The sequence below is a fragment of the Streptomyces sp. NBC_01276 genome (assembly GCF_041435355.1).
Taxonomy (GTDB): Bacteria; Actinomycetota; Actinomycetes; order Streptomycetales; family Streptomycetaceae; genus Streptomyces.
In genome coordinates this window covers 259,056-284,504 of the sequence record NZ_CP108444.1, presented here as the reverse complement: position 1 = coordinate 284,504, position 25,449 = coordinate 259,056, and the positions used below count along the sequence as shown (strand labels likewise).

The 25,449-nt window shown below is 72.3% G+C and carries 21 protein-coding genes and 2 pseudogenes; 12 read left to right on the top strand and 11 right to left on the bottom strand.

Translation table 11 applies throughout. From position 1 onward, the window contains the following. Positions 1 to 77 precede the first annotated feature (77 nt). From OG295_RS40820 to OG295_RS40810, 3 genes and pseudogenes are all read left to right on the top strand, one after another. On the top strand, positions 78 to 926 hold the full coding sequence (locus OG295_RS40820; RefSeq protein WP_331733312.1) for a methyltransferase domain-containing protein: 849 nt from the start codon (positions 78 to 80) through the stop codon (positions 924 to 926). Further along, positions 923 to 1,283, top strand: a pseudogene (locus OG295_RS40815) (IS5 family transposase); the annotation flags it as partial. The gene OG295_RS40820 and the pseudogene OG295_RS40815, both read left to right, overlap by 4 nt. A gap of 93 nt (positions 1,284 to 1,376) precedes the next feature. Next, positions 1,377 to 1,745: pseudogene (locus tag OG295_RS40810) on the top strand (transposase); the annotation flags it as partial. A 92-nt stretch (positions 1,746 to 1,837) separates the two neighbouring features. Here the strand turns inward: OG295_RS40810 and OG295_RS40805 are convergent. From OG295_RS40805 to OG295_RS40795, 3 genes are read right to left on the bottom strand one after another with little or no spacing between them, the layout of a single operon-like run. Next, positions 1,838 to 3,535 (bottom strand): nitrite/sulfite reductase, encoded by a 1,698-nt coding sequence (locus OG295_RS40805; RefSeq protein ID WP_331733309.1) that lies wholly within the window; start codon positions 3,533 to 3,535, stop codon positions 1,838 to 1,840. Positions 3,536 to 3,567: 32 nt separating this feature from the next. Further along, entirely contained in the window at positions 3,568 to 4,737 is a 1,170-nt protein-coding gene (locus OG295_RS40800) for a hypothetical protein (RefSeq protein ID WP_331733305.1), read from the bottom strand. Continuing rightward, positions 4,734 to 6,479, bottom strand: coding sequence for a hypothetical protein (locus tag OG295_RS40795; protein ID WP_331733302.1), 1,746 nt, complete (start codon positions 6,477 to 6,479; stop codon positions 4,734 to 4,736). Before OG295_RS40795 ends, OG295_RS40800 begins: the two co-directional genes overlap by 4 nt. 360 nt (positions 6,480 to 6,839) lie before the next feature. Here OG295_RS40795 and OG295_RS40790 point away from each other — a divergent pair, with 360 nt between their 5' ends. Genes OG295_RS40790 through OG295_RS40760 form a run of 7 tightly spaced genes read left to right on the top strand, consistent with a single transcriptional unit; the run spans position 6,840 to position 13,135 of the window. After that, on the top strand, positions 6,840 to 7,523 hold the full coding sequence (locus OG295_RS40790; protein WP_331733299.1) for a phosphoadenylyl-sulfate reductase: 684 nt from the start codon (positions 6,840 to 6,842) through the stop codon (positions 7,521 to 7,523). A gap of 38 nt (positions 7,524 to 7,561) precedes the next feature. Then, positions 7,562 to 8,107: an adenylyl-sulfate kinase gene (gene cysC / locus OG295_RS40785; protein WP_371681564.1), complete on the top strand. Its 546-nt coding sequence runs from the start codon at positions 7,562 to 7,564 to the stop codon at positions 8,105 to 8,107. Between the two features lie 53 nt (positions 8,108 to 8,160). Continuing rightward, complete coding sequence (gene cysD / locus OG295_RS40780; protein ID WP_331733698.1) at positions 8,161 to 9,030, top strand: sulfate adenylyltransferase subunit CysD; 870 nt, start codon at positions 8,161 to 8,163, stop codon at positions 9,028 to 9,030. A 2-nt stretch (positions 9,031 to 9,032) separates the two neighbouring features. Further along, positions 9,033 to 10,313: a GTP-binding protein gene (locus OG295_RS40775; protein ID WP_331733293.1), complete on the top strand. Its 1,281-nt coding sequence runs from the start codon at positions 9,033 to 9,035 to the stop codon at positions 10,311 to 10,313. Next, entirely contained in the window at positions 10,301 to 11,434 is a 1,134-nt protein-coding gene (locus OG295_RS40770) for an aliphatic sulfonate ABC transporter substrate-binding protein (protein WP_371681550.1), read from the top strand. The genes OG295_RS40775 and OG295_RS40770 overlap by 13 nt, the downstream gene beginning before the upstream one ends. A gap of 5 nt (positions 11,435 to 11,439) precedes the next feature. Continuing rightward, positions 11,440 to 12,249 (top strand): ABC transporter ATP-binding protein, encoded by an 810-nt coding sequence (locus tag OG295_RS40765; protein ID WP_331733290.1) that lies wholly within the window; start codon positions 11,440 to 11,442, stop codon positions 12,247 to 12,249. Beyond that, a complete protein-coding gene (locus tag OG295_RS40760) occupies positions 12,236 to 13,135 on the top strand; it encodes an ABC transporter permease (protein ID WP_331733287.1) in 900 nt (299 codons plus the stop codon). The genes OG295_RS40765 and OG295_RS40760 overlap by 14 nt, the downstream gene beginning before the upstream one ends. Positions 13,136 to 13,175: 40 nt before the next feature. Here OG295_RS40760 and OG295_RS40755 read toward each other — a convergent pair whose 3' ends face one another. The 3 genes from OG295_RS40755 to OG295_RS40745 all read right to left on the bottom strand — a co-directional run bounded on the left by OG295_RS40755 (position 13,176) and on the right by OG295_RS40745 (position 16,423). Further along, positions 13,176 to 13,910 (bottom strand): sirohydrochlorin chelatase, encoded by a 735-nt coding sequence (locus OG295_RS40755; protein WP_331733284.1) that lies wholly within the window; start codon positions 13,908 to 13,910, stop codon positions 13,176 to 13,178. 14 nt (positions 13,911 to 13,924) lie between these two features. Beyond that, a complete protein-coding gene (locus OG295_RS40750) occupies positions 13,925 to 14,704 on the bottom strand; it encodes an AfsR/SARP family transcriptional regulator (protein ID WP_266845097.1) in 780 nt (259 codons plus the stop codon). Between the two features lie 357 nt (positions 14,705 to 15,061). Continuing rightward, entirely contained in the window at positions 15,062 to 16,423 is a 1,362-nt protein-coding gene (locus tag OG295_RS40745) for an MFS transporter (protein ID WP_266845096.1), read from the bottom strand. 222 nt (positions 16,424 to 16,645) lie between these two features. Here OG295_RS40745 and OG295_RS40740 point away from each other — a divergent pair, with 222 nt between their 5' ends. Further along, entirely contained in the window at positions 16,646 to 17,245 is a 600-nt protein-coding gene (locus OG295_RS40740) for a TetR/AcrR family transcriptional regulator (RefSeq protein ID WP_371681549.1), read from the top strand. 76 nt (positions 17,246 to 17,321) lie between these two features. Here the strand turns inward: OG295_RS40740 and OG295_RS40735 are convergent, their stop codons facing one another. Genes OG295_RS40735 through OG295_RS40715 form a run of 5 tightly spaced genes read right to left on the bottom strand, consistent with a single transcriptional unit; the run spans position 17,322 to position 24,506 of the window. Next, positions 17,322 to 17,783 carry a nuclear transport factor 2 family protein gene (locus OG295_RS40735; protein ID WP_266845093.1) on the bottom strand — a complete coding sequence of 154 codons (462 nt, stop codon included), beginning with the start codon at positions 17,781 to 17,783 and terminating at the stop codon, positions 17,322 to 17,324. A 37-nt stretch (positions 17,784 to 17,820) separates the two neighbouring features. Next, positions 17,821 to 18,591 carry an alpha/beta fold hydrolase gene (locus tag OG295_RS40730; RefSeq protein WP_331733270.1) on the bottom strand — a complete coding sequence of 257 codons (771 nt, stop codon included), beginning with the start codon at positions 18,589 to 18,591 and terminating at the stop codon, positions 17,821 to 17,823. 6 nt (positions 18,592 to 18,597) lie between these two features. Continuing rightward, complete coding sequence (locus OG295_RS40725; RefSeq protein WP_331733267.1) at positions 18,598 to 20,199, bottom strand: long-chain-fatty-acid--CoA ligase; 1,602 nt, start codon at positions 20,197 to 20,199, stop codon at positions 18,598 to 18,600. A 28-nt stretch (positions 20,200 to 20,227) separates the two neighbouring features. Next, on the bottom strand, positions 20,228 to 24,220 hold the full coding sequence (locus tag OG295_RS40720; protein WP_371681563.1) for a type I polyketide synthase: 3,993 nt from the start codon (positions 24,218 to 24,220) through the stop codon (positions 20,228 to 20,230). A 52-nt stretch (positions 24,221 to 24,272) separates the two neighbouring features. Next, positions 24,273 to 24,506: an acyl carrier protein gene (locus OG295_RS40715; protein WP_280917659.1), complete on the bottom strand. Its 234-nt coding sequence runs from the start codon at positions 24,504 to 24,506 to the stop codon at positions 24,273 to 24,275. Positions 24,507 to 24,708: 202 nt separating this feature from the next. Between OG295_RS40715 and OG295_RS40710 the strand changes: the two genes are divergently transcribed. Further along, positions 24,709 to 25,449 (top strand): 2OG-Fe dioxygenase family protein, encoded by a 741-nt coding sequence (locus OG295_RS40710; protein ID WP_331733255.1) that lies wholly within the window; start codon positions 24,709 to 24,711, stop codon positions 25,447 to 25,449.

Genomic DNA, 25,449 nt, shown 5'->3' with positions numbered 1-25,449 from the left:
CCGTTCCTTCCTGAGGCAGTGACGCTCTGATCGCGCAGGCACGATCCCTCCCCTTCCCCCCTCGCCAGGAGTGCCTCGTGCCCGTGTCGTTTCCCCCTGCCCTCGATCTGTCCCTCGACCTGCTGCGCTGCCCGACGTGCCGTACGGGCTGCCTGCACCCCGACCACGGTGCACTGCGTTGCCCGGTGGGCCATACCTTCGACATCGCCCGCCACGGCTATGCCAGCCTGCTGACGGGCACCCGCGCCACCAGCGGTGACGACGCAGACATGGTCCAGGCCCGGGGCCGGTTCCTGTCCACCGGCGCCTACGCGCCCATCCGCGAAGTCGGGGCCCGCCTGGCGGCCGACGCCGTGTCTGAGCAGGGCACGGTGGTGGACATGGGGTGCGGCACGGGCTACTACCTGGCCGGCCTACTCGACCAGATGCCCGGCGCCCGTGGCCTGGGGCTGGACACATCGGTGCGCGCACTGCGCTTGGCAGCCCGCGCTCACGATCGGGCCGCCGCGGTGGCCTGGGACGTTTTCCGTCCCTTCCCATTGGCCGACGGGGCGGCCGATGTCGTGCTGGACGCGTTCGCCCCGCGCAACCCGGCCGAATTCCACCGCGTACTGCGCCCGACCGGCCGGCTGATCGTGATCCGACCCACCGGGCGGCACTTGGCCGAGCTTCGTGGCCAGGTGCCTGCGATGGTCGCGATCGACCCGGCCAAGGAACAGCGCCTGCACCAAGCGCTCGACCCCTTCTTCGAGGCCGTCGTCACCGAACAGGTGGAGTACTCAGCGTCCTTGACCAGGCTGGATGTCCTGGACTTGGTTGCGATGACGCCGAGTGCACGCCACGTGAGCCCTGCAGACCTGAACGGCGGCGTCCTGCCCGATCAGGTCACTGTTTCCGTGCTGGCGACCGCCTACCAGCCTCGGTGACTACGAGCGGGCGCATGCGCCTGCTGACCGACGAGCAATGGGCACGCCTGGCGCCCTGCCTTCCCCGCAGCGCGGGGAAGGCAGGGCGTCCGTTCGCCGACCACCGTCGCATCATCGAAGGGATCATCTACCGGTACCGCACGGGCGTCCCATGCAGAGACCTGCCCCGCGAAGCATTCGGTCTCTGGCAGACGGTGTGGAAGCGCCATCGCAGGTGGGCAGCCGACGGCACCTGGGACACGATTCTGGCCCAGGTGACCGCTCAGGCGGACTCGATCAACGGGATCGACTGGACAGTCTCGGTCGACTCGACAATCAACCGGGCCCACCAGCACGCCACGAACACTGCTCGGCCGGAGAAGGACACCAGCGCTGCCACTTGCCGGAGCAAGAGCGAAACCCCTGCCAGTCGAAGTCAGCACGCCGGGCCTGCTGGAAGTCCGTGGCGTCGGCCCGGACAGCGCCGCTGCCCTGCTCCTCTCGGCCGGCGACAACCCCGAGCGACTCGTCAGCGAGGCGTCCTTCGCAGCCTTATGCGGCACCAGCCCGGTCGAGGCTTCCTCCGGGAAGACACAGCGCCGCAGGCTGAACCGCGGCGGCGACCGCCAAGCGAACGCCGCCCTCTACCGGATCGTCCTCAGCCGTCTGCGCTGGGACGACCGCACACGCGACTACCTGCAACGACGTCTGACCGAGGGCAAGACACGCCGCGAGATCATCCGCTGCCTCAAACGCTACGTCGCACGAGAGATCTACCGACTTCTCGTCCCAGCGAACCCTCCGGCTGACCAGACAGGACCCGCCGCGATCGCCGCCTGACATCCATAGGGGCATCAAACTCGCGATCGTCTACCGCTCCGCAGCCGTGCTGGCGGCGATCATCACCTGGTTACGGAGTTGAGAGACACGACCTACGTCAGGGCGGATTCCTCGCAGCGGGCGGCCCACGTCGCGAAGGGCTCCGAGGCGTCGGTACGGCCCGCCAGGTAGGCGCGGGTCAGGCGTTCCACGTAGTCCGGGAGGTCCGCGGCCGTCGTCTTCAGGCCGCGGAGCTTCTTCCCGAAGCCGCCCTCCTGGTCCGCCGCCAGCGACAGGCTGCCGCCCAGGTGGACCTGGAAGCCCTCCACCTGCCGCCCGTCCTCGTCGGCGACCAGCTGGCCCTTGAGACCGATGTCCGCGACCTGCGTACGGGCGCAGGAGTTGGGGCAGCCGTTGACGTTGACGGTCAGGCCCACGTCCTCTCCCGCCAGGCGCTTCTCCAGCTCCGCGACCAGGGTCGCCGCCCGCTCCTTGGTCTCCACGATCGCCAGCTTGCAGTACTCGATCCCGGTGCAGGCCATCGTGTTCCGCCGCCACGGGGAGGGGCGGGCCTGGAGGCCGATCTCCGCCAGCTCCGCGACCAGGGGCTCGGGGTCGGCCACGTCCAGCACCAGCAGCTTCTGGTACGGGGTCAGCCGGACCCGGCCGCTGCCGTGGGCCTCCGCCAGGTCGGCCAGCGCCGCCAGCCTCGTACCCGAGAGGCGTCCGGCGACCGGCGCCGCGCCCACGTACGACAGGCCGTCGTTCTGCGGGTGTACGCCGATGTGGTCGATCGGGACAGGGGGGAGCGAGGGGGCCGGTCCGTCGAGCAGGGGCCGGCCCAGGTACTCCTCCTCCAGGACCCGGCGGAACCTCTCCACGCCCCAGTCGGCGATCAGGAACTTCAGCCGGGCCCGCCCGCGCAGTCGCCGGTAGCCGTAGTCGCGGAACAGCCGCGCCACCGCCACCCACACGTCGGGGACCTCGTCGAGGGGCACCCACACGCCCACGTGCCGCGCCAGGACCGGCACCGTCGACAGGCCGCCGCCCACCCACATGCCGAAGCCCGGCCCGTGCTCCGGGTGGACCGCGCCCAGGAAGGCCAGGTCGTTGATCTCGTACGGGATGTCCGGCAGCCAGGACACCGCCGACTTGTACTTGCGCGGCAGGTTCGACAGCGAAGGGTCGCCGATGTACCGGGCGGCGATCTCCCGTACGGCCGGGGTCGCGTCGAGGACCTCGTCGGCGCCCACCCCGGCCACCGGACTGCCGACGATGACGCGCGGGCAGTCCCCGCAGGCCTCCGTCGTCGACAGGCCGACCTCCTCCAGCCGCCGCCAGATCGCGGGTACGTCCTCGATCCGCACCCAGTGCAGCTGGATGTTCTGCCGGTCGGTGACGTCCGCGGTGTTGCGGGCGAAGCGCACGGAGACGTCGGCGATCGCCCGCAGCTGGGCGGCGTCGAGGGTGCCGCCGTCGCTGCGCACCCGCATCATGAAGTGCTCGTCCTCCAGCTCCTCCGGGGCCAGGGAGCCGGTCCTGCCGCCGTCGATGCCGGGTTTGCGCTGCGTGTACAGCCCCCACCAGCGCATCCGGCCGCGCAGGTCGTCGGGGTCGATGCTGGCGAAGCCCTCGCGGGAGTAGATCCGCTCGATGCGTTCGCGCACCAGCAGCGGGTCCTCGGCCTGCTTGAACTCCTCGTTGGCGTTGAGCGGTTCCCGCTCGCCCAGCGCCCACTGGCCTTCGGGGCGTTTGGCGGCGGGCCGTGCGGTCCGTGCGGTGCGGACCGGCGGCGCGACTGTTTCCGTCATGAGTCCGTGCTCCTACGGGGAGGGGGGAGGGGTCAGGCCGTGCCGAGGGACGCCACCGGGACGATCATTCCGCTGGGCAGCCAGCTCGTCGCGCCCTCGTGGTGGTGGCCGCCGGAGCCGCCGCTGCCGGGCACGTAGAGCACGGCGGTGGCGTACAGCCGGGCGGGCGCCGGGCCCGACGTCCCGCGGGCCAGGCGCCAGGCCTCGTACCCGGAGGCGGTGGGCGGCTCGCCCGGCAGGCGGACGCCGAGCGCCGTCAGGTACTCCACGGCGGCCGGGCTGTTCGGCGCGTACCGCAGGGGGATCAGCTGGCCCGCGCCGGGGGAGAGCAGCGGCGCGGTGAACAGCCAGGGCGCCAGGTAGGTGCCCTCGGAAGTGGTCCGGCCCGCCTCGACGTCGTGCACGGCGGTGTCCGCGCCCGCCCAGCCGGCGGTGACGACCAGCGGCTGCCGGGTCGAGTCCGGCCGCCCTACGGAGACGCCCGCGCGGGCGGCCGCGGCGCGCACCTCGGCGGCGGCGGCCCGGCCGCGCGGGGAGTCGTCCTCGGCGAGGGCCAGGGAGCGGGCCCCGCGCCCGGCGAGGAAGCCGACGGTCTCGCGCAGCGCGGCGGCGTCCGCCTCCGTGAGCCGGTCCGCCGGGCAGCCGGCCAGCGGCGCGGGGCTGCCGCCGACGACGGCCCCGGCGGCGGCGCTCGCGCACTCCGGACCGTCGGCGCCCCGCACGTCGGCGCGCGGGCCCCCGCCGCCCGCCCGGCCCGTGTCCACCGCCAGCGGCGCGAGGACCCCGCCGGCGGAGACCCACACCCGCGCGGGCCCGGCGGGCAGTTCGACCGGCACCCAGGTCAGGGTGGAACCGGGCCGCCGCTCGCCCCGGGTGAGCCGGTCGCGGCCGGTCCCGGCGGAGGCGTCGTCGGCGGCGACGGCCACCAGGTTGTACCCGGGCCGGTTCGGCACCACCAGCACCGGGACCTGCCGGGCACCCAGCGCGAGCGAGCCCAGCAGCGGTCCCCCGGCCACCGGCTCCGCCGGGCCGCCGGATCCCGCGGGGAACCACAGCCCGGCCGCCACCGCGCACGCCACCGCCGCGGCGAAGTACGCCGAGGCGGTGGTGCGGCGGCGCAGCAGCCGGGTGCGCAGGAGCAGCGCCAGGCCGAGCGCCAGGGCGGCGGTCAGGACGACCGCCGCCGCGAGGACAGCGCTCACCGTCGTACGACGCTGTCGCTGACCACGAACAGGACGCCGTGCGGCTGGGCGTCCCCGGTGTCGCCGTGCGGCCAGGACGTCCGGTTGAAGCCCACGCAGGGCTTGCCGGTGTTCTCGTCGCGGAAGGACCGGTCCAGGGAGACCTGGCCGCGCCGGTCGAGGTCGAACATGCACACGCGGTGGTCGCCGCCGCCGCCGAAGGACCCGGCGACGAAGTAGTTGGCGACCGCGATCCGGCTGACGTTCTGCGTCTCGCGGTAGACGCCGTCCGCGCCCCGCCTGAAGTTGTCCATGGCGCCCCAGTGGGGGCCGCCCGAGCTGACGTCGCGGATCGGCACGGTGCTGACCAGCTCCGGGCAGTCCCGCTCGTGCCCGCCCCGGCTCGCCTCGGCCAGCTCGTCGACGGAGCACGTGGCCCCGTCACCGGCGGCGAGGAGCTTCTGGATGTCGAGGACGTAGATCATGCCGGTGGTCTGGTCGAGGGGCTTGCCGAAGGGCACCGACTGGCCCATCACGGTGTGGAAGAGGAACCGGTCGTCGGGGCTGACGGCCAGCCAGCTGCCGTTGTCCCCGCTGCCGGTGACGCCCGTGTCGCGCTGGAATCCGCGGTAGGCGGTCGTGTCGTCGAAGACCTCCTTCCACTGCGGTGCGGGCGCGGTGATGTCCGGGGTGTAGAAGACGGCCCCGCCGGCCATGGAGGAGACGAACGCGCCCTTGTGGCCGGGCCGGTTGGTCAGCGCGGTCTCCATGACCACCCGGGACTCGCGGAAGAAGGCACGCGGCTCCTGGGCCCCGCGCGGTCCGTCGGCGACCTTGGACACCGAGCGCAGCGCCGGGTTGTTCCGGTCGGTGATGTCGAAGACGCGGACGGTCTGGCGGGCCAGGTTCTCCTTGAGCTCCGAGTCGGGCGTCATGAAGTTGCGGGCCTCGGCGAAGTCGCTCGCCACCATCAGGTTGAGGTCCTCGCGCACGGCGACCCCGTGGGGGTTCGCGCAGGTCGCGGCGGGCAGCGCCGGGACGTTGCCGCACTGGGCCGGGTCCTCGCCGGCCTCGGTGGCCGCCGGGATCTCGGCGAGGGTCTTTCCGTCCCGGCCGATCCGCACGATCTCCCCGGGGGAGCCGGCGGCGCCGTTGCCGACCCGCACCTGGCCGTTCGTGTAGGTGCAGGGGCCGGTCACGTTCGGGCCGCCCATGTACGTGCCGTACGCGGTGCCGTCGCTGAGCACCTGGTAGGCGTCGGGCAGGGTCCCGCAGGGGGTGTCGACGGTGGAGTTGACCCCGGCGATGGTCAGCGCGGGCAGTGCCTTCGCGTCGAAGACGAAGGTGGTGTCGCTCATGATGCCGCCGGCGTAGATCCGGTCGCCCTTGTGCCACACGTACTGCATGTGGTGCGGCTCGTTGCCGTTGTTCGGGCCGACGGTGACGGTGTTGGCGACCTTGCCGTACGTGGGGGAGCCCGGGGTGGCGTCGATGACGGTCAGGAAGTCGGGCGCGGGCTGCTTGGCAGGTCCGGCCCAGACGAGCATCCACTGCCGGCCGGGGCCGCCCGAGGCCGGCACCAGGTGGTTGGTCGCCGAGTAGGTGACGCCGTCGGTGCCCTGGAAGGTGGACGTCCAGGTGACCGGCGTGCCGGCGGCGGCGGGTTCCGCTCCGGTGAGCATGGAGGCGGTGAGTCCCACCGCCGAGAGACAGAGTGCGAGGCGGCGTATCAGCCTTCCTCGGCGCAGTCCTTGCAGGGTCATTTCTCCGCGTGCCCTCTCCGGGGGATGTCGGCCAGAATGCATAAACCGGCCAGTGGGTGGCTTTATTCGCTGGATCCGCACATTCTGGCCCGTCGGCCAGCACGGGATTCGACGCAATTTTCGGCCCAGGATGACACAGGGGTGCTGGCGGTCCGCTGATAACGGCCTTACCGCTCCCTGACCGCGCTCCGCAAATCCCCTTAAATCCTTGAAATCCCAGGTGAGAGGCCCAGGCGGGCTCCTTCGGGTCGAAAATGCCCGCGATCAGCGAACCGTCAGTGCTTTACGTGTCCGCATTGCTAATCTCGGCGGAGCGAATTCCTGCCCGTGCGCTGCGTTCCCCAGTGAAGGAGCCGCCGGATGACCGATCTCGAAAAGCTGGCCGAGCGGGCGGGCCGGGACCTGGAGGATGCGCCGGCTCCGGAAATCCTGCGGTGGGCCGCCGAGACCTTCGGGAGGAAATTCTGCGTGACCTCGTCGATGGAGGACGCGGTGGTCGCGCACCTCGCCTCGCGTGCCTTTCCCGGCGTGGACGTGGTGTTCCTGGACACCGGTTACCACTTCGAGGAGACCATCGGGACCCGTGACGCGGTGGAGGCGGTGATGGACGTGAACGTCATCACCCTCACCCCGCGTCAGTCGGTCGCCGAGCAGGACGCGGAGTACGGGCCGAGGCTCCACGACCGCGATCCGGACCTGTGCTGCGCGCTGCGGAAGGTCAGGCCGTTGGAAGAGGGTCTGACCGGATACGAGGCGTGGGCGACGGGGCTGCGCCGTGACGAGTCCCCGACCCGGGCGAACACGCCGGTGGTGGGCTGGGACGGGAAGCGGCGGAAGGTGAAGGTCTCCCCGATCGCCCGCTGGAGCCGGGACGACGTGGACGCGTACGTCGCCGAGCACGGTGTGCTCACCAACCCGCTGCTGATGGACGGTTACGCCTCGGTGGGCTGTGCCCCCTGCACCCGCCGGGTGGCGGAGGGCGAGGACGCGCGGGCCGGCCGGTGGGCCGGGCGCGGCAAGACCGAGTGCGGACTGCACGGCTGATGACGACGACCAGCGAAGACCTTACGGAGAAGAAGCGGATGAGCGTGAGCGACCAGGGAGCCACGGTGTGGCTGACCGGTCTGCCCAGCGCGGGCAAGACCACCATCGCCTACGCGCTGGCGGAGCGGCTGCGTGCCGGGGGACACCGGGTGGAGGTCCTGGACGGGGACGAGATCCGCGAGTTCCTCTCCGCGGGCCTGGGTTTCGGCCGTGAGGACCGGCACACCAACGTGCAGCGGATCGGTTTCGTCGCCGAGCTCCTGGCGAGCAACGGGGTCAAGGCCCTGGTCCCGGTGATCGCGCCGTTCGCCGACAGCCGCGAGGCCGTCCGCGAGCGGCACGCCGCCGCGGGCACCACGTACCTGGAGGTCCACGTGGCCACCCCGGTCGAAGTGTGCTCCGAGCGGGACGTGAAGGGCCTGTACGCCAGGCAGGCCGCGGGCGAGATCTCCGGTCTCACCGGAGTCGACGACCCGTACGAGGCACCGCAAACCCCGGACCTGCGCATCGAGTCGCACCACCAGACCGTCCACCAATCCGCAGCGGAGCTCTTCGCGCTGCTCGACCAGAGGGGTCTCGTGTGACCACCGTCGTTCCCCTGCACAAGGCGGCCAGGACCTTGCACCACCTGGACTCGATGGAGTCCGAGGCGGTGCACATCTTCCGTGAGGTGGCGGGCGAGTTCGAGAAGCCGGTGATCCTGTTCTCCGGCGGCAAGGACTCCATCGTCATGCTGCACCTGGCGCTGAAGGCGTTCGCGCCCGCGCCGGTCCCCTTCACGCTGCTGCACGTGGACACCGGCCACAACTTCCCCGAGGTCCTGGCCTACCGCGACCGCGCCGTCGCCCGGCACGGACTGCGCCTGCACGTGGCCTCCGTCCAGGAGTACATCGACGCCGGCAAGCTCCGCGAGCGCCCCGACGGCGTCCGCAACCCGCTGCAGACCGTCCCGCTGACCGAGGCGATCCAGCAGCTGAAGTTCGACGCGGTCTTCGGCGGCGGCCGCCGCGACGAGGAGAAGGCCCGCGCCAAGGAACGCGTCTTCTCCCTGCGCGACGAGTTCTCCCAGTGGGACCCCCGCCGCCAGCGCCCCGAACTGTGGCAGCTCTACAACGGCCGCCACGCCCCCGGCGAGCACGTCCGCGTCTTCCCGCTCTCCAACTGGACCGAGCTCGACGTGTGGCAGTACATCGCCCGCGAGGACATCGAACTCCCTCAGATCTACTTCGCCCACGAACGCGAGGTCTTCCAGCGCAACGGCATGTGGCTGACGGCCGGCGAATGGGGCGGGCCGAAGGACACCGAGCCGGTCCACAAGCGCCTCGTGCGCTACCGCACCGTCGGCGACATGTCCTGCACCGGCGCCGTCGACTCCGACGCCACCACCCTCGACACGGTGATCGCCGAGATCGCCGTCTCCCGCCTCACCGAGCGGGGCGCCACCCGCGCCGACGACAAGCTCTCCGAAGCCGCGATGGAAGACCGCAAGCGCGAAGGGTACTTCTAACCATGACGACCACCACGCTGTTGCGCTTCGCGACCGCCGGCTCCGTCGACGACGGCAAGTCCACCCTGGTCGGCCGTCTGCTGCACGACTCGAAGTCGGTCCTGACCGACCAGCTGGAGGCCGTCCGGCGGGTGTCGGCCGACCGTGGCCAGGAGGCCCCGGACCTTGCCCTGCTCACCGACGGCCTGCGCGCGGAGCGCGAGCAGGGCATCACCATCGACGTGGCCTACCGCTACTTCGCCACCGCCCGCCGCCGGTTCATCCTCGCCGACACCCCCGGGCACGTGCAGTACACCCGCAACATGGTCACCGGCGCCTCCACCGCCGACCTGGCCGTGGTCCTCGTCGACGCCCGCAACGGCGTCATCGAGCAGACCCGCCGCCACGCCGCCGTCGCCGCCCTCCTGCGCGTCCCCCACGTCGTCCTCGCCGTCAACAAGATGGACCTCGTCGACTACCGCGAGACCGTCTTCGCCAAGATCGCCGAAGAGTTCACCGCCTACGCCTCCGAGCTGGGGATCCTCGACGTCACCGCCATCCCGATCTCGGCCCTGGCCGGGGACAACGTCGTCGAGCCCTCCGCGCACATGGACTGGTACGGCGGACCCACCGTCCTCGAACACCTCGAAACCGTGCCCGTCACCGACGAGTTCACCGCCGCCCACGCCCGCTTCCCCGTCCAGTACGTGATCCGCCCCCGGTCCGCCGCCCACCCCGACTACCGCGGCTACGCGGGCCAGATCGCCTCCGGCGTCCTGCGCGTCGGCGAGGCCGTCACCGTCCTGCCGTCGGGCCGTACCAGCACCATCGAGGGGATCGACGCCCTCGGCGAGTCCGTGGACACCGCCTGGGCGCCGCAGTCGGTGACGGTCCGCCTCAAGGACGACATCGACATCTCGCGCGGCGACCTGATCGCCCCCACCGCCCTGGCCCCCACCACCACGCAGGACGTCGTCGCCACCGTCTGCCACGTCGCCGACCGGCCCCTCACGGTCGGCCAGCGCGTCCTGCTCAAGCACACCACCCGCACGGTCAAGGCGATCGTCAAGGAGATCCCCTCGCGGCTGACCCTCGACGACCTCTCCCAGCACCCGGCCCCCGGCCGGCTGGTGGCCAACGACATCGGCCGCGTCGTCGTCCGCACCGCCGAGCCGCTCGCGCTCGACGCGTACGCAGCCTCCCGCCGCACCGGGTCCTTCCTCCTCATCGACCCGGCCGACGGCACCACCCTGACCGCGGGCATGGCCGGCGATGCCTTCACGGAACACGAATGGACCGCCTGACCATGTCCCCCACGCGCCGCCTCCGCCCCGCCGCGGCCCTCCTGCTGCTGATCGCCGCCGCCCTCACCTCCTGCGGCTACGGCTCCCGGGCCGACCAGGTACCCGCCGCCGCCCAGGCCCCCGCGGACGGGACGGGCGCGAAGCTCTCGGCGGGCTCCGTGACCCTCGGCTACTTCCCGAACCTGACCCACGCCACCGCCCTGGTCGGCGTACGGGAAGGGCTGATCCAGCGGGAACTGGGCGGGACCGCCCTGAAGACCACCACCTTCAACGCCGGCCCGGCCGAGATCGAGGCCCTCAACGCCGGCTCCGTCGACATCGCCTTCATCGGCCCCTCGCCCGCCGTCAACGGCTACGTGAAGTCCAAGGGCCGCAACCTGCGGATCATCTCCGGCTCCGCGTCCGGCGGGGTCAAGCTCGTCGTGAACCCGGAGAGGATCAAGACCCTCGACGACCTCAAGGGCAAGCGGATCGCCACCCCGCAGCTCGGCAACACCCAGGACGTGGCCTTCCTCAACTGGGCCGCCACGCGCGGCTGGAAGGTCGACGCGGCCAGCGGAAAGGGCGACGTGTCCGTCGTCCGCACCAACAACACCATCACCCCCGACGCCTACCGGTCCGGTTCCGTCGACGGCGCCTGGGTGCCCGAGCCGACCGCGTCCAAGCTGGTCGCCGAGGGCGCGACCGTCCTCCTCGACGAGAGCGGCCTGTGGCCCGACGGGAAGTTCGTGATCACGAACGTCGTCGTGTCGCAGGAGTTCCTCAAAGGCCACGCGGACGTGGTGGAGGCCGTGCTCCGCGGCACGGTGAAGACCAACGAGTGGATCAACGCCCACCGGGACGAGGCCAAGACCTCCGCCAACGCCGCCCTGAAGACGCTCAGCGGCAAGGAGCTGGAGCCCGAGGTCATCGACCGGGCCTGGCCGGGCATCGTCGTCACCGACGACCCCCTGGCCGCCACCCTGCGGGCCCAGGCCGACCACGCCGTCGCCGCGGGCCTGCTGGAGCGGCCCGACCTGACCGGCATCTACGACCTCGGGCCGCTCGACAAGGTCCTCGGTTCCCTGCACAGGCCCCCCGTCACCCCGCCGGGTCCGGGCACCGACGACCAACGGAGCTGACCGCGATGGCGACCGCCCTGATCAACGCGGAGCACACCACGGCCCTCACACGGGCCGTCCGCATCGAGCACGTCTCCAAGTCCTTTCCCGGCCCGGCCGGCCCCCAGCCCGTGCTGGACGACATCAGCCTCGACGTCGCGCCCGGGGAGTTCGTCACCCTCCTCGGCGCCTCCGGCTGCGGCAAGTCCACCCTGCTCAACCTGGTCGCGGGACTGGACACCCCGACCGCCGGGACCGTCGCCACCGAGGGCCGCGCGGCCCTGATGTTCCAGGAGCACGCCCTCTTCCCGTGGCTCACCGCGGGCAGGAACATCGAACTCGCCCTGCGCCTGCGCGGGGTGCCCAAGAACGACCGCAAGCCGGAGGCCGAACGGCTGCTGGAGCTGGTCCGGCTCGGCGGGGCGTACGGCAAGCGCGTCCACGAACTGTCCGGCGGCATGCGCCAGCGCGTGGCCCTGGCCCGCGCCCTCGCCCAGGACAGCCGCCTGCTGCTGATGGACGAGCCCTTCGCGGCCCTCGACGCCATCACCCGCGACGTCCTGCACGGCGAACTCACCCGCATCTGGGCCGAAGCGAACATCAGCGGCTCCGCCGCGGGGGGACTCTCCGTCCTCTTCGTCACGCACAACGTCCGCGAGGCCGTCCGCCTCGCCGAGCGCGTGGTCCTGCTCTCCTCCCGGCCCGGCCGGGTCGCGAAGGAATGGACCGTGGACATCCCGCAGCCGCGCCGCATCGAGGACGCGGACGTCGCGGACCTGTCCGTCGAGATCACCGAACACCTGCGTGGGGAGATCCGCCGCCATGGCCAGCACTGACCTCAGGCCCCCCGGGCCCCGACCGTCCCGAGAGTTCCCCGCCGCCTCCAACGAGCTGGCCGGACTCGACGCCCTCGACACCCACCAGACGGCCCGCACCTCCCTGCGCCGGGTGCTGTGGGGCAAGGCACTGCCGCCCGCCGTGGCCGTCGCCCTGGTGCTGACGGTGTGGCAGGGGCTCACCTGGGCCCGGGTCGCCGACGACTACGTGCTCCCGCCGCCCTCCGCCGTCTGGCACAGCCTGACCGACCTCTGGTTCAGGGGCACCCTCCTCGACGTCGTGTGGACCAGCGTCTGGCGCGGCCTGTCGGGCTTCCTGCTGGCCCTGGCCATCGGCACCCCGCTCGGCCTGCTCGTCGCCCGCGTCAGGTTCGTGCGCGCCGCGATCGGGCCCGTCCTCCAGGGCCTGCAGTCCCTGCCCTCGGTCGCCTGGGTCCCCCCGGCGGTCCTGTGGCTGGGCCTGGACGACTCGATGATGTACGCCGTGATCCTGCTCGGGGCCACCCCCTCCATCGCGGGCGGCCTCGTCTCCGGCATCGACCAGGTCCCGCCGCTGTTCCTGCGGGCCGGCCGCTCCCTGGGCGCCACCGGTCTGCGCGGCGCCCGGCACGTGGTGATGCCCGCCGCGCTGCCCGGCTACCTGGCCGGCCTCAAGCAGGGCTGGGCCTTCTCCTGGCGCTCCCTGATGGCCGCCGAGATCATCGCCAGCTCCCCCGATCTGGGCCTGGGGCTCGGCCAGTTGCTGGAGTCGGGGCGCGAGACCTCCGACATGGCGCGGATCTTCCTCGCCATCGTGCTGATCCTGCTGGTCGGCGTCGTCGTCGACCTGCTGGTCTTCGGCCCGCTGGAGCGCCGGATGCTGCGCCGGCGGGGCTTGCGCCCGTGAGGGCCCCGGCCCGGGGCGGCCCGCCGGGCACCGTCCGGTGTCAGCCCGTCAGGGCCGGTACGCGGACGGCCGCGTCGTACCGGAGCAGGACGAGGCGCACCAGTTCCGGGGCGGCGCCGAGCACCGCGCCCAGGACGTCCGCCCCCGCGCCGCGGGCGCCCTCGGCGATCCGGTCCGGGAGCCTTCCCGGCGCCAGGACGTACGGGGCGACCGCGATCCGCCGGGCGCCCCCGGCGCGCAGCGCCCGTACGGCGTCCCCGGTGCGGGGGCCGTGGGAGGCGCAGGCGAAGCGTACGGAGTGCCAGCCGCCGGTGCGCTGCCACCGCCGGGTGATCCCGGCGAGCGCGGCGGCCGCCTCCGGGTCGGAGCTGCCGGCGGCCGCGAGGACCACGCCGGTCGTGGCGCGTTCGTCCGGGGCGAGTCCGGCCTGGTACAGCCGGCGTTCCAGTGCGGCGGTCAGCAGCGGATCCGGTCCCAGGACGGGGGTCTGGCGCACCGTGAGGGAGGCCGGTGCCCGGCTCAGGATGCCGGGCAGGTCCGTCTTGGCGTGGAAGGCCCGGGTCAGGAGCAGCGGCTGGACCACCAGCCGAGCGGCTCCGTGACGGGCCGCCCGCGCCAGCTCCTGCGGTACGGAGGGGGCGTCGAAGTCGAGGAAGGCCGTGCTCACGCGCAGTCCGGGCCTCGAAGACCGGATCCCGCGGGTGAGGGCGCGGACCGTGGTCGCGTGGCGCGGATCGCGGCTGCCGTGCGCGACCAGCAGCAGGGCGTCGCCCATGTCCGGGCTCTTCCCTAGCTCGCGACGAGGGCCGGCACCGGCCAGTAGGGCTCGTTCTGGAGCAGCATCGGGTCGTGGGTGAGGATCGCCCGCTCGTACTGGCTGAGTACGGGGGAGGGCTCGATGCCCTGCGACTCGATCATGTTGTGGCGGCACTGGCGGTAGACCGTCAGGGCGTCGAGCTGGCGGCCGCACCGGTACAGGGCCCGCATGAGGAGCATGCAGAACTGCTCGTGGTTCGGGTTGCGGGAGTAGAGCTCGGTCAGCTCCGGAAGGATCCGTTCGTGGCCGCCGGTGCGCAGTTCGAGATCGTAAAGAAGAATGAGCGCCGAATTCCGCGCCTCCATATATCTCGTGGAGGCGGTCTGGCAGATCGGTCCGCCGGCCAGTCCGCCGAATACGGGACCTCTCCAGCGGGAGAGTCCGGCGCGGAGGTCGGCGACGTTCTGGCGGTGCTCGGACAGGGTGTCCGTGCCGGTTCTCGCGTGGATCGCGTCCACGGTGTCGAGGAACAGGTAGGCGTCGAGTTCCCACCGGTCGAAAAGGAACATGTAGCCGGAGGTGCTCGTCACCACCCGCGATCCCTCCCGGTCGGGCTCCACCGCGGCCAGGGTTCTGCGTACTCGGCTGACCTGCGCCTGGAGGGCGTTCTCGACCTTGTTGGGGGGTGTGGTTCCCCAGAGTTCGAGGATGAGGGAGTCGACCGTGACGAGCGATCCGCCGGCCGCGAGCAGGGTCGCCAGGAGCGTCTGCTGCATGGCGCCGCCGAGCCGCACGGCGACCCGCTGTTTCATTATTTCAATGGAGCCTAGGACTGAGAACAGCAACACAAACATCTCCCCGCGAGATGGAAAGAGAACGGTGTCGTGTGCACTGGCGCCGGGTGATCGATTCGGTGCCGGAAGCGGTACTCATGCGGTACTGAATTCCTAGTGGACCGATCGGTCCCGACCGTACTTGGTCAGGTAGGAGCGTGTCAATGAAGCCAATGGGCCCCCGCCTCCCGCCCGGAGGCCCCGCCCGGGAGCGAACGCGACAAAGGCCGTGCAACACGTCCGGCGCCGGATGCGGGGGATCCAATGGGTGCGCCAGACGGGTTGCACGGCCGATCGGGGGGAGGGCGTCGCCGCCGGGGCGGCGACGCCCTCCGGTCAGGCCGCGGCCTTCTGGCGGTAGCGGGCGGCGCCCGCCAGGGCCACGAGGGTGACGGCGAGGGTGATGACCGTGACGGTCCACAGACCCGCCCGGTACGGGGCGATCCCGCCGGTGGAGAGCGAGAAGGCGGTGGCGGTGACGGCGATGACCACACCGTTGCCGATCTGCGCGCCGGCGTTGAACAGGCCCGAGACCAGGCCCTGCTCGTCGGGCTCGGCGGTGCCGACGGCCGCGATGTTCAGCGCCGGGTAGACCGCGGCGAAGCCGAGGCCGCCGAGGAGCTGCTGCGCGAACAGCGTGACCAGCGGGTCGACCTGACCCATGAGCAGGACCCAGCCGAGGTAGCCGATGCTCAGCAGGACCAGGCCGCCGGTGGCGACGGGCCAGGCGCCGTACTTGGTGACCAGGGCCGCGCCGTAGCGGGCGGTGCCCGCGGTCAGCACGCCGCCGAGGAGGAAGGCGAGGCCGGCCTCCAGCGGGCTCCAGCCCAGCTGCTCCTGGTAGTAGAGGGTGAGCACGAACTGGAAGGAGACGTAGGCGCCGAAGAAGAGCATCGAGACCAGGGCGCGGGTCAGCTGGCCCTTGCGGAAGACGGAGAGCGGGACCAGCGGCGCCGGGTGCCGGCTCTCGACCACGGCGAACAGCGGGAAGAGGACCGCGGCGGCGATGAGCGAACCGATCGTCTGCGCGTCGCTCCAGCCGTCGCTCGCGGCCCGGCTGAGCCCGTACACGAGGGCCACCGCGCCGGCCGTCACCGTGACGGCGCCGAGGATGTCGATGCTTCCGCTCTTGCCCTTCTCCTGCTGGGCGGGTACCACGGAGGCGGCGAGCAGGGCGACCAGGACACCGGCCACGGCCGGGGCGAAGAGGACCAGGCGCCAGGAGACGCCCGCCATCAGGCCGCCGAGGATCAGGCCGAGCGAGTAGCCGGCCGAGGCCACGGCGAGGAAGGTGCCGAGCGCGCGGTTGCGTGACTGCTCGTCACGGAAGGCGTCGAGCAGGATGGCCATGGCGGCGGGTGCGGTGATGCCGGCGCTGACGCCCTTGAGGAGACGGGCGACGACCAGGAGCACTCCGTTGTCGGCGATGCCGCCGAGGATGCTCGCCACCACGAAGACGGCGAGGAAGCCGATCAGCAGCTTCTTGCGGTTGTAGAGGTCGGCCAGCCGGCCGCCCAGCAGCAGGAACCCGCCGAATCCGAGGGCGTAGGCGGAGACGACCCACTGGAGTGCGGAGGTCGACATGCCCAGGTCCGCCTGGACGAGGGGGAGGGCCGGTCCCATGCTCGCGATGTCCATCGCGTCCAGGAACTGCACCGCGCACACGACCAGGAGCAGCAGGGGCAGGCTCTTGACCACGGGTGCGGACGGTAACGCCGTCCGTGCGATGGGGGGAGAGGTCGGTGATGCCTCGGTCATGATCAGACTCCGATCGGAGGGTCGTCGGAAGCAGTGGGCCGCAACATGGTGAAGAATGACGGACCGATCAGTCCGGGACTGATCGGTCCATTTCTAGCGCTCACAAACCCCGCTGTCAAACGTATGCTGGGATCCGCGGGGGAGAGGGGAAGGAGTTCAGACATGGCGCGTACACCGGCACCAGGTACGAGGCGGCGGATTCTGGAGGCCTCGGCCAAACTCTTCGGTGAGCAGGGGGTCCGGGCCGTCGGCATGCAGCAGGTGATCGACGCGACCGGAGTGGGCAAGAGCCTGCTCTACCGCGAGTTCGCCAGCAAGGACGAGCTCATCGCCGCCTGGCTGCGGGAGAGCGACGCGCAGTGGTGGGAGCGGGCCGAAGAGGTCACGGCCCCCCACAGCGGCGACCCGGCCCGGCAGATCCTGGCGCTGATGGAGTTCTTCCAGGCCAGCGTCAGCGAACCGGACTTCCACGGCTGCATCTACTACAACACCTCCAGCGAGTTCCGCGACCCGGCGCACCCGGGCCGCCAGGAGGCGACGCTGCACCTCAAGGGCCTGCGCAACTGGCTGCGGGACATGGGCGCCCAGGCCGGCGCCGAGGACCCCGACGCCCTGGCCGACACGCTGATGCTCGTCATCGGCGGCCTGCTGGCCAACGGCGAGGTGCTCGGGGTCGACGGGCCCGCCCGGATGGCCTTGTCCGCCACCGAGCTCGTGCTGCGCCAGCACTGCCCCAACGCGCTGGCGGGCGCCGTCCTCTGACCCGCGGCACCCCACGGGACCGGCCCCGCGGCACCGAGGTGCCGCGGGGCCGGTCCGTCCGCGCACGGGGCCCCCGTCAGGGGCTCGGGACACCGGTGCGCCGGGGCTGGGCCGCGCGGACGGCGACCCCGTGCTCCTCGTAGCCGTCGTTGTAGACGAACGACGAGGGCATCCGGTCGTGGAACTGGTAGTCGGCTTGAATTCGCCCGTCCTCGGCGAGCACGACGATGTCCTGGCCGGACATCTCCATCTCGCCCGTGGCCGCCGAGACCATCACCCAGTTGAACCGGACGACGTCGTGGTGGCCGGTCGCGTTGTTCGAGGACCGGAACTCGTACCCCATCGGGCCGTACACCTCGTGCGTGTAGGCCAGTTGCTCCAGGAGCGCCGCGTGCCCCCGGATCGGGTCCTTGCGGTAGAAGACGTAGGTGCAGTCGGGCGCGTACAGGGCGTGCACCATGTCGCGCCGGCGCTGCGCGTCGGTCTCGTTCCACAACGCGACGTAGCGCGCGAGGAGTTCGTTGGGTCGGGGCAGCATGACGATGTACCTCCGGTTCTGCGGGGACGCCGCCCGGTCAGGGCCCCGCGGCGTACCGCGGCAGCAGCTGGGCCAGGTCGGCCGTGATGGCGCGGGCGTGGGTCCGCAGGTAGAAGTGGTCCCCGGGGAAGGTCCGGCACCCCAGGAAGTCACGGGTCCGACCGGCCCACGACCGCATGGCCCCGGGCGCGAGGAGCGGATCCCCGCGCCCGGAGTACGCGACGACGGGACAGCCCACGGCCGCCCCGTCGTCCGGGAAGTCCGCGCACACCGCGCCGTCGGCACCCATGGCCCGGACCGCCGCCGCCAGCAGCTCCGCGTCGGCCTCGACCGCAGCCGGCAGCCCGCCCAGCAGGCGCAGCGCTTCGAGGGGGTCCCGGGACAGCGCCGCCGGCGCCGAGAACCCCTCGGGAGCCCACCCCGACACGGCGAGCAGCGCCGGGGCCGGAAGGCCCCGCCGCTCCATCTCCACCGTCAGCCGGTAGCCCAGCAGTGCCCCCATCGAGTGCCCGAACACCGCGTACGCGCGCCCGTCCAGCTCGTCCGAGACCACCCGAGCGAGGGCCTCCACCAGCGGACCGAGCCGCGTGTACGGGGCCTCGCGCCGCCGCTCCTGACGGCCGGGCAGCTGCACGGCCTGGCAGGACACCGACCCGGGGAGCCGCGCGGGCCACTCCCGGTACATGGAGGCGCCGCCCCCGCTGTGGTGCAGCAGGAACAACCGCAGCTCCGCGTCCGGTTCCGCGTCGGCCGGATGCAGCCACCGCGACGCGCCCTGCACCTCGGGCAGCGGGCCCAGGGTCTCCATCGCGCTCTACGCCGCCGTGGCCGGGGCGGGCGAGGCGGCGGCGGCCGTGTGCCGTTCGCGCAGCACCCGCCGCAGCACCTTCCCGGTGGGATTGCGCGGCAGCGCGGCCACGATGTCGTACCCCGTCGGGATCTTGAACCCGGCGATCCGCCCGTTCATGAACCGCAGGAACTCGCGCGGGGTGGCCTCGGCTCCCGGGCGCAGCACCACCGCGGCCCGTACGGCCTCGCCCCAGTCGGGGTGCGGGACTCCGTACACGGAGACCTCGGCGACCGCCGGGTGGGCCCGCAGGGCATTCTCGACCTCCGTCGGATAGATGTTCTGACCGGCGACGATGATGGTGTCGTTGACCCGGTCGACGAGGAACAGGTAGCCGTCGGCGTCGAGGTGCCCCATGTCGCCCATGGACAGCCACTCGCCCGAAGCGCCCGACAAGGCCTGCGCCGTCACCTCCGGCAGCCGCCAGTACCCGAGGAAGCGCGCCGGGCTCTTGATGACCACCCGGCCCACCTCGCCCGCCGGCAGCTCCCGGCCCTCCCCGTCCAGGATCCGCACCTCGTTGCCGGGGCAGACCCGGCCCGCCGAGCCGAGGACCCGGCTGTCCGGGGTGTGGTCCTCCGGCGCAAGGCAGGTCACGAAACTGCCCGCCTCCGCCGAGGAGTAGCCCTGCGCCAGCTCGCAGCCCAGGACGTCGATGCAGGTCAGCAGGAGTTCGCGGTCGATGGGGGAGCCGCTGTAGACCACCTTGCGCAGCGAACGGAAGGTGTCACGGGTGGTGCCCCGCTCGGTCAGCATCATCCGCAGCATCGCGGGCGCCGCCCACAGCGTCGTGATCCCGTGGTGCTCGATCAGCCGGGTGGCCTCGTCGGCGATGAACTGACGCATGATCACCGTGGTCGCGCCGGCGTTGAAGGAGTGCATGAACCAGCCGAAGCCCGAGGTGTGCAGACCGGGGAAGCAGCTCAGCCCCCGGTCCTCGGGCCGCCAGTCGATCCAGTCGACCCCCGCCGCCCGGGTGTCGGCGATGAAGGTGAAGAAGGTCCGCTGCGCCAGCACCACCCCCTTGGGCAGGCCGGTCGTCCCGCTCGTGTACAGCTGCGCGACCGGGTCGTCGAAACCGGCCGCGGCGGCCGGGTCCGGCTCCGTGTCCGGCCGCCCCCGCTTCCAGTCGAGGAACCCGCCCGCCACATGGCCGTCGGAGTCCATCTCCACGATGCGGACCAGCCGGGGCAGCACCGGCCGCAGCCGGTCCACGACCGGCCTGAACTGTCTTTCCACGAAGAGGAGTTCGGCCTGCGAGTCTTTCAGGACGTGCTCGACCTCGCCGGCCGTGAGCCGCGAGTTCACCGGCACCAGCACCGCCCCGCTCTTCGCGCAGCCCAGCGCCAGGTCGTAGTAGTGCTCCGATTCCCGGCCCAGGTAGCCGACCCGCGCGCCCGCCGCCAGACCCGAGTCCAGCAGCGCGTGCGCCGTGCGGTTGCTCTCCCGGTGCAGCTGCCCGTAGGTCAGCGTGCGGTCCTCGCAGATCACCGCCGGCCGGTCGGGCCGGGTCCGGGCGTGCAGCGCGGCGCGGGCGGCGAGGGTCCGGTCCTCCGTACGGTTGTCCATGGGGTTCCCTTGTGTCGTTGGCTGTTGCTCAGGGGGCCGACGCCGCCACCACGGGCGCGGGTGCGAGCCGGTGGGACAGGACCTCGGCGAGCTCCTCCACCGAGGGGTGGTCGAAGACCGCCGACGAGACCAGGGGGACGCGCAGCCGCGTCTGGAGCCGGGTCCTGAGCACGATCGCGGTCAGCGAGTCCACGCCGAGTTCCAGGAAGCTCGCCCGGGTGTCGACGTACTCCGGGTCGTCGACCGCGAGGAGCGCGGCGACGGTGGCCCGCACCAGCGTGACCAGCGCGGCCCGCCGCTCCTCGGGCGGCGCGGCCGTCAGCGCCTCCACGTCGACCGGCGCGGACGCGGCCGGTTCCGCGGCCCCGGCGGCCACCTCCACCGGCCGGTCCGGCAGCCGGGTGAAGCCCATCCCGGACAGTTCCGCCACCGGCCGGCCGGCGCCCTCGGGGCCGTCCTCCAGCAGCAGCAGGTCCAGCGTGAAGGCCGGGCCGTCGCCCGCCGCGGTGTCCGGACGGTCGGCCCACGTGACCCGCACGGCGGAGCGCAACGCCTCCCCGCGCGGCTTCTTGAAGGTCCGCAGCCGGCCCACGCTCGTGGCCACGTAGTGGCGGCCGTCGTCGGCGAGGGCGGCCAGGGCGTGCGTCGCCCCGTCCAGCAACGGCGGCGGGAGGTGCTCGGCACGGGAGACGTCCGCGCCGGACAGCTCCGTCACCGCGAAGTTCGGCCCGTACGCCGTCACCGAGCGGGCCCGCCGGAACTGCGGCCCGTACTCCAGCCCGGCCTCGGCGTAGGCGGCCCGCACGTCCTCGGCGTCCAGTGCCTTCGAGGAACGCACCCCCCGCACCGCGCCCAGCAGGCCCACCAGGGCCCGGCCCTGATCGGACAGCGAGCCCGCGCCGGCGGCCTCCGAAGCGATCGCGGCCGTCGCGTGCAGCCGTTCCACGCCCCCGGGCTCGTCCCCGGACCGGCTGGAGACCTCGACGGACAGCCGCCCTCCCGGCTCGGTGCGCACCCGGGTCAGCAGCAGCGTCGGCCGGTCCGAGAGGAACAGCGCCTCGTGGAAGCGGACGTCCTCCACCGCCCGGCCGGCGTCCCCGTGGACCTCGTCCTGGACCGCCAGCAGCAGTTCCAGGTACGCGGCCGCGGGCAGGAAGGCCTGGCCGCCGATGGTGTGGTCCGCCAGGTACGCGGGGGCCGCCGCACTGATCCGGGCCGTGAACTCCCGCCGGTCGCCGGCCGGCGCGCCCTCGCGGCCCAGCAGGGGGTGGCCGGCGCCGACGGCCCCGGCGCGCGCCGCGGGGCGGGCCGGGAGCCGGTAGGCGCGCCGGTCGAAGGCGTAGCCGGGCAGCGGGATCCGCCGCCCCGGACCGTCCGCGTGGACCTCGTTCCAGGCGATGGTCAGCCCCGCCGTGTACGCGCCGGCCAGCGCGGCGTCCAGGGTGGCACCCGTGGTGTCCTTGCGGCGCAGGCAGCTCAGCCACCGGTGCTGCTCCTGCGGCACGGCCTGCCGGGCCAGCGAGGTCAGGGCCGTGGACGGACCCAGCTCCAGGAACACGTGCCGGCCGCGCTCGGCGATGGTCCGCACCCCGGCCGCGAACTCCACCGACCGCGTCATGTGCCGCACCCAGTACTCCGGCGTCGCCAGTTCCCGCGGCGCCGCGACCCGGCCGGTCAGGTTGGACACGATCGGCAGCCGCGGCTCCTGGAAGGCGATCCCCCGCAGCACCTCGGCCAGCGGCTCGGCGACCTCCTCCATCAGCGGCGAGTGGAACGCCGCCGTCACGTGCAGCGGGGTCACCGTCCAGTCCCGCGCGCGCAGCGCCTCCACCGCCTCCGCCAGCGCCCCGGCGCCGCCCGAGACCACGCACTGCTCCGGCGCGTTGACGGCGGCGACGGCCAGCTCGGGCCACCGCAGGAGCAGCGGGCGCACCTCCTCTGCGGGCGCGGCCACGGCGGCCATCCCGCCCGGCGCCGACACCGACTCGATCAGCCGGGAACGCGCGGCGAGGAAGGTCACCCCGTCGGCGAGCGTGAACAGACCGGCGACCGTGGCCGCGACGATCTCGCCCACGCTGTGCCCGATCAGGACGCTGGGCCGCACCCCCCACGACAGCCACAGCCGGGCGAGTGCGTACTCCAGGGTGAACAGCGCCGCGTGCGTGAAGGACGTACGGGCCAGGGTCTCCTCGGCGTCCCCGGCGTCGCCGAACATCACGGCGGCCACCGAGCGCCCGAGCAGCGGGGCGAAGAGCGCGTCGCACTCGTCGACGCAGCGCGTGAACACGGCGTGGCGCCCGTACAGGGCCCGGCCCATGCCCACGTACTGCGAACCGGAACCGGTGAACAGGAAGGCCACCTTGCGGAACGCGTCGGGTTTCTCCTCGTCCCTGGGCGGCGCGCTCCACCGCTCCAGCCGCGAGCCGAGCTCCGCGAGGGAGGAGACGGCCGCCGCCGCCCGGAAGCGGAAGTGCGAGCGGGCGGTGGCCCGGGTGCGGCACAGGTCGGCGAGGGAGGTGCCGGGGTGCTCCGCGAGGAACCGCGCGTACCGTTCGGCCTGGAGCCGCAGCGCGGGCCGGGACTTGGCGGACAGTGTGAAGACCTGCCCGTACGCCTCCTCGCGCGCGGCCGGCGGCGCGGTGCCGGCCGGCGGAGCGGTGTCCGGGGCGGGCGCCTCCTCCAGTACCGCGACCGCGATGGCACCGGCGACGCCGAAGCCGTTGACGGTGGCCCGGCGCACCGGGGCCTTCCAGGGCCGCTCCTTCGTCGCCACCTCGATGGGGTACGTGTCCCACGGGATCCGCCCGGATAGGTTCCGCCACACGTGCGGGAAGAAGGTGCCGGCCCGCATCTGCGTGATCACCTTGATCAGTCCGCCCAGCCCGGCCGCGGGCTCCATGTGTCCCAGGTTGGCCTTCAGCGAGCCGATGACCAGCGGGTCGTCCTTGTCGTGGGAGGCGCCGAACACCCCGTTCACCGACCCCAGCTCGATCGGATCGCCGAGCGGGGTCCCCGTCCCGTGCGCCTCCACGTACTGGATGTCACCCGGCTCCAGCCGCGCGTTGGCCAGCGCCGCCCGCATCACGGCCTCCTGCGCCGTGCCGTTGGGCGCGCTCAGGCCCGCGCTCTCGCCGTCCTGTCCGATCGCGGTGCCCCGTACGAGGGCCAGCACCCGGTCGCCCGCGGCCACCGCGTCCGACAGCCGCTTCAGGACCAGCACCCCGCAGCCCTCGGCGCGCGCGTAACCGTCCGCGCTCTCGTCGAAGGTCTTGCAGTGCCCGTCCGGGGCCAGCATCTGGGCGTGCGAGAGGATCACGTACGAACGCGGGTTGTGCAGGGTGTTCACCCCGGCGCACAGCGCGATCCCGCACTCGCGCCGCCGCAGCCCCTCCACCGCCAGGTGCAGGGCGGTCAGCGAGGCCGCGCACGCGGTGTCGGTCGTCAGGCTCGGGCCGCGCCAGCCCAGGAAGTACGAGAGCCGCCCCGACAGGGAGTACGCCCCGAGCCCGGTCGCCAGGTTCCCGTCGAGCTGCTCGTCCGTGAGCCCCTCCAGCTCCAGGGGGAAGTCCAGGGGGGAGGCGCCCACGTAGACACCGCCGTCGCCGTGCCGCAGCACGGCCGGATCGATGCCGGAGTCCTCCAGGGCCTCCCACACCGTCTCCAGCAGCAGCCGCTGCCCCGGATCGATGAAGGGGGCCTGCTTCGGGGGAATGTTGAAGAACTGTGCGTCGAATTCGTCTATGTGGTCGAGGAAACCGCCCGCGCGAGCGGTGATGTCGCCGTCGGCCACCTCCGGCACCCAGCGGTCGCGCGGCAGTGGACCGATACCGGAACGCCCGTCCCGCAGAAAGGAATCGAGATCAGAAAGGGAATTGTTCCGACCGGGCAGGCGCATTCCCACGCCGACCACGGCGATCGGCTCGTGCTTTTCGAGAAGGAATTCTCCGAGGGTCCTCTTCTGTCGCCGGACCGTTTCCTCCGCGACGTCGAGCCTTTCCTTTATCTCCTTGATCCCCTGCATGATGTACGGATCCCGCGGGTCCGGCGTTCCCGGCATGGCGGCGGCCTCCCTCTCAATTCGCGTCGAAGATGTCGGCCAGCACGTCCGAGGCCAGATGGTCGGTCAGCCGCTCGACGGTGGGCTGGTTGAACAGGGCCGTGCTGCTGATGCCCCGCCCCAGCCGGTCTTCGAGCCGCTGCTTGACCTGGGTCAGCAGCAGGGACGTCATACCGAGCTCGAAGAAGCTGTCCTCCAGCGGCAGCTCTTCGTCGTCGGGCATGAGCAGTGCCGTCTTGAATTCCGCCACGACGATTTCTTCCAGAACCGTCCGGCGTTCCGATCGGGGCGAGGACACTAATTGTTCTGTCATACCGGTCGAGTGAAGCACAGGTGCCGTGACGACCGGCTGACGTCCTCCTGACCCGTCGGCCCTGTCAGTTCAGCGTCAGTACGACTGTGGGAACCTCTGGATGCACGAGTGCGTGAGATCCGGCGTGGAGGAGCGAATCATGCAGACCGAAGCACGAGAAGAACTGCGGGCCAATGGATATTCGTTGCTGCCGGCCGACCGGCTCGTCATCGATGCCGAATTGAGGCAGCACGTCAAGGAATTGGCCGCCGAGTGGGAACACCTGGAGACGGACCGGTACCTGAAGGGCGGGTCCCGCTTCCGCGAGCGCCGCTACGACCGGTTCTACTTCGTGCCCCGCACCGGAGAGGTCCGGCTGCGCCCGCACCGGCCCTACTTCCAGTCGATGAACGCCAACGACTACGCCGGCGGCATCGACCGCGACGTGGCCCCCCTCAGCCGGGCCACCCTGGACAACCCGCTCCTGACGCGGCTCCTGCGCGCCGACTTCGAGAAGTTCCCGGTCCCCGCGGACTCCTGGCTCGACGACCCCTGGGACGTCCAGTGCCACCAGTTCCGGATCATCAGCACCCCGGACGAGACGGGGGAGCCTACCCCCGAGGGCCCGCACCGCGACGAGGTCGACTTCGGAGCCATCCACCTGATGGGCCGCTTCAACGCCCGGGGCGGGGAATCCCAGGTCTACAGCCTGGAGAGGGAGCTCGTGGCCGAGTTCACCCTGACCGAGCAGATGGACACCATGTTCTGGGCCGACGCCCGGATCCTCCACGCGGTGCGCCCGATCATCGCGCAGGACCCGGCGAAGCCGGCCGTCCGCGACGTCCTGATCCTGGGCTACCGGCACGCGCCGGAGCTGCGCCGCGACGAGCAGAGCGGCTGA

What these genes read in the sequence shown, in the direction of transcription:
- OG295_RS40795 (WP_331733302.1), bottom strand. Translation starts at nt 6,479, where the DNA reads ATGACCCTGCAAGGACTGCGCCGAGGAAGGCTGATACGCCGCCTCGCA.
- OG295_RS40735 (WP_266845093.1), bottom strand. Translation starts at nt 17,783, where the DNA reads ATGCTGCCCCGACCCAACGAACTCCTCGCGCGCTACGTCGCGTTGTGG.
- OG295_RS40710 (WP_331733255.1), top strand. Translation starts at nt 24,709, where the DNA reads ATGCAGACCGAAGCACGAGAAGAACTGCGGGCCAATGGATATTCGTTG.
- OG295_RS40770 (WP_371681550.1), top strand. Translation starts at nt 10,301, where the DNA reads ATGGACCGCCTGACCATGTCCCCCACGCGCCGCCTCCGCCCCGCCGCG.
- OG295_RS40720 (WP_371681563.1), bottom strand. Translation starts at nt 24,220, where the DNA reads ATGCAGGGGATCAAGGAGATAAAGGAAAGGCTCGACGTCGCGGAGGAA.
- OG295_RS40805 (WP_331733309.1), bottom strand. Translation starts at nt 3,535, where the DNA reads ATGACGGAAACAGTCGCGCCGCCGGTCCGCACCGCACGGACCGCACGG.
- cysD (WP_331733698.1), top strand. Translation starts at nt 8,161, where the DNA reads ATGGAGTCCGAGGCGGTGCACATCTTCCGTGAGGTGGCGGGCGAGTTC.
- OG295_RS40725 (WP_331733267.1), bottom strand. Translation starts at nt 20,199, where the DNA reads ATGGACAACCGTACGGAGGACCGGACCCTCGCCGCCCGCGCCGCGCTG.
- OG295_RS40760 (WP_331733287.1), top strand. Translation starts at nt 12,236, where the DNA reads ATGGCCAGCACTGACCTCAGGCCCCCCGGGCCCCGACCGTCCCGAGAG.
- OG295_RS40765 (WP_331733290.1), top strand. Translation starts at nt 11,440, where the DNA reads ATGGCGACCGCCCTGATCAACGCGGAGCACACCACGGCCCTCACACGG.
- OG295_RS40750 (WP_266845097.1), bottom strand. Translation starts at nt 14,704, where the DNA reads ATGAAACAGCGGGTCGCCGTGCGGCTCGGCGGCGCCATGCAGCAGACG.
- cysC (WP_371681564.1), top strand. Translation starts at nt 7,562, where the DNA reads ATGAGCGTGAGCGACCAGGGAGCCACGGTGTGGCTGACCGGTCTGCCC.
- OG295_RS40740 (WP_371681549.1), top strand. Translation starts at nt 16,646, where the DNA reads ATGGCGCGTACACCGGCACCAGGTACGAGGCGGCGGATTCTGGAGGCC.
- OG295_RS40790 (WP_331733299.1), top strand. Translation starts at nt 6,840, where the DNA reads ATGACCGATCTCGAAAAGCTGGCCGAGCGGGCGGGCCGGGACCTGGAG.
- OG295_RS40775 (WP_331733293.1), top strand. Translation starts at nt 9,033, where the DNA reads ATGACGACCACCACGCTGTTGCGCTTCGCGACCGCCGGCTCCGTCGAC.
- OG295_RS40730 (WP_331733270.1), bottom strand. Translation starts at nt 18,591, where the DNA reads ATGGAGACCCTGGGCCCGCTGCCCGAGGTGCAGGGCGCGTCGCGGTGG.
- OG295_RS40755 (WP_331733284.1), bottom strand. Translation starts at nt 13,910, where the DNA reads ATGGGCGACGCCCTGCTGCTGGTCGCGCACGGCAGCCGCGATCCGCGC.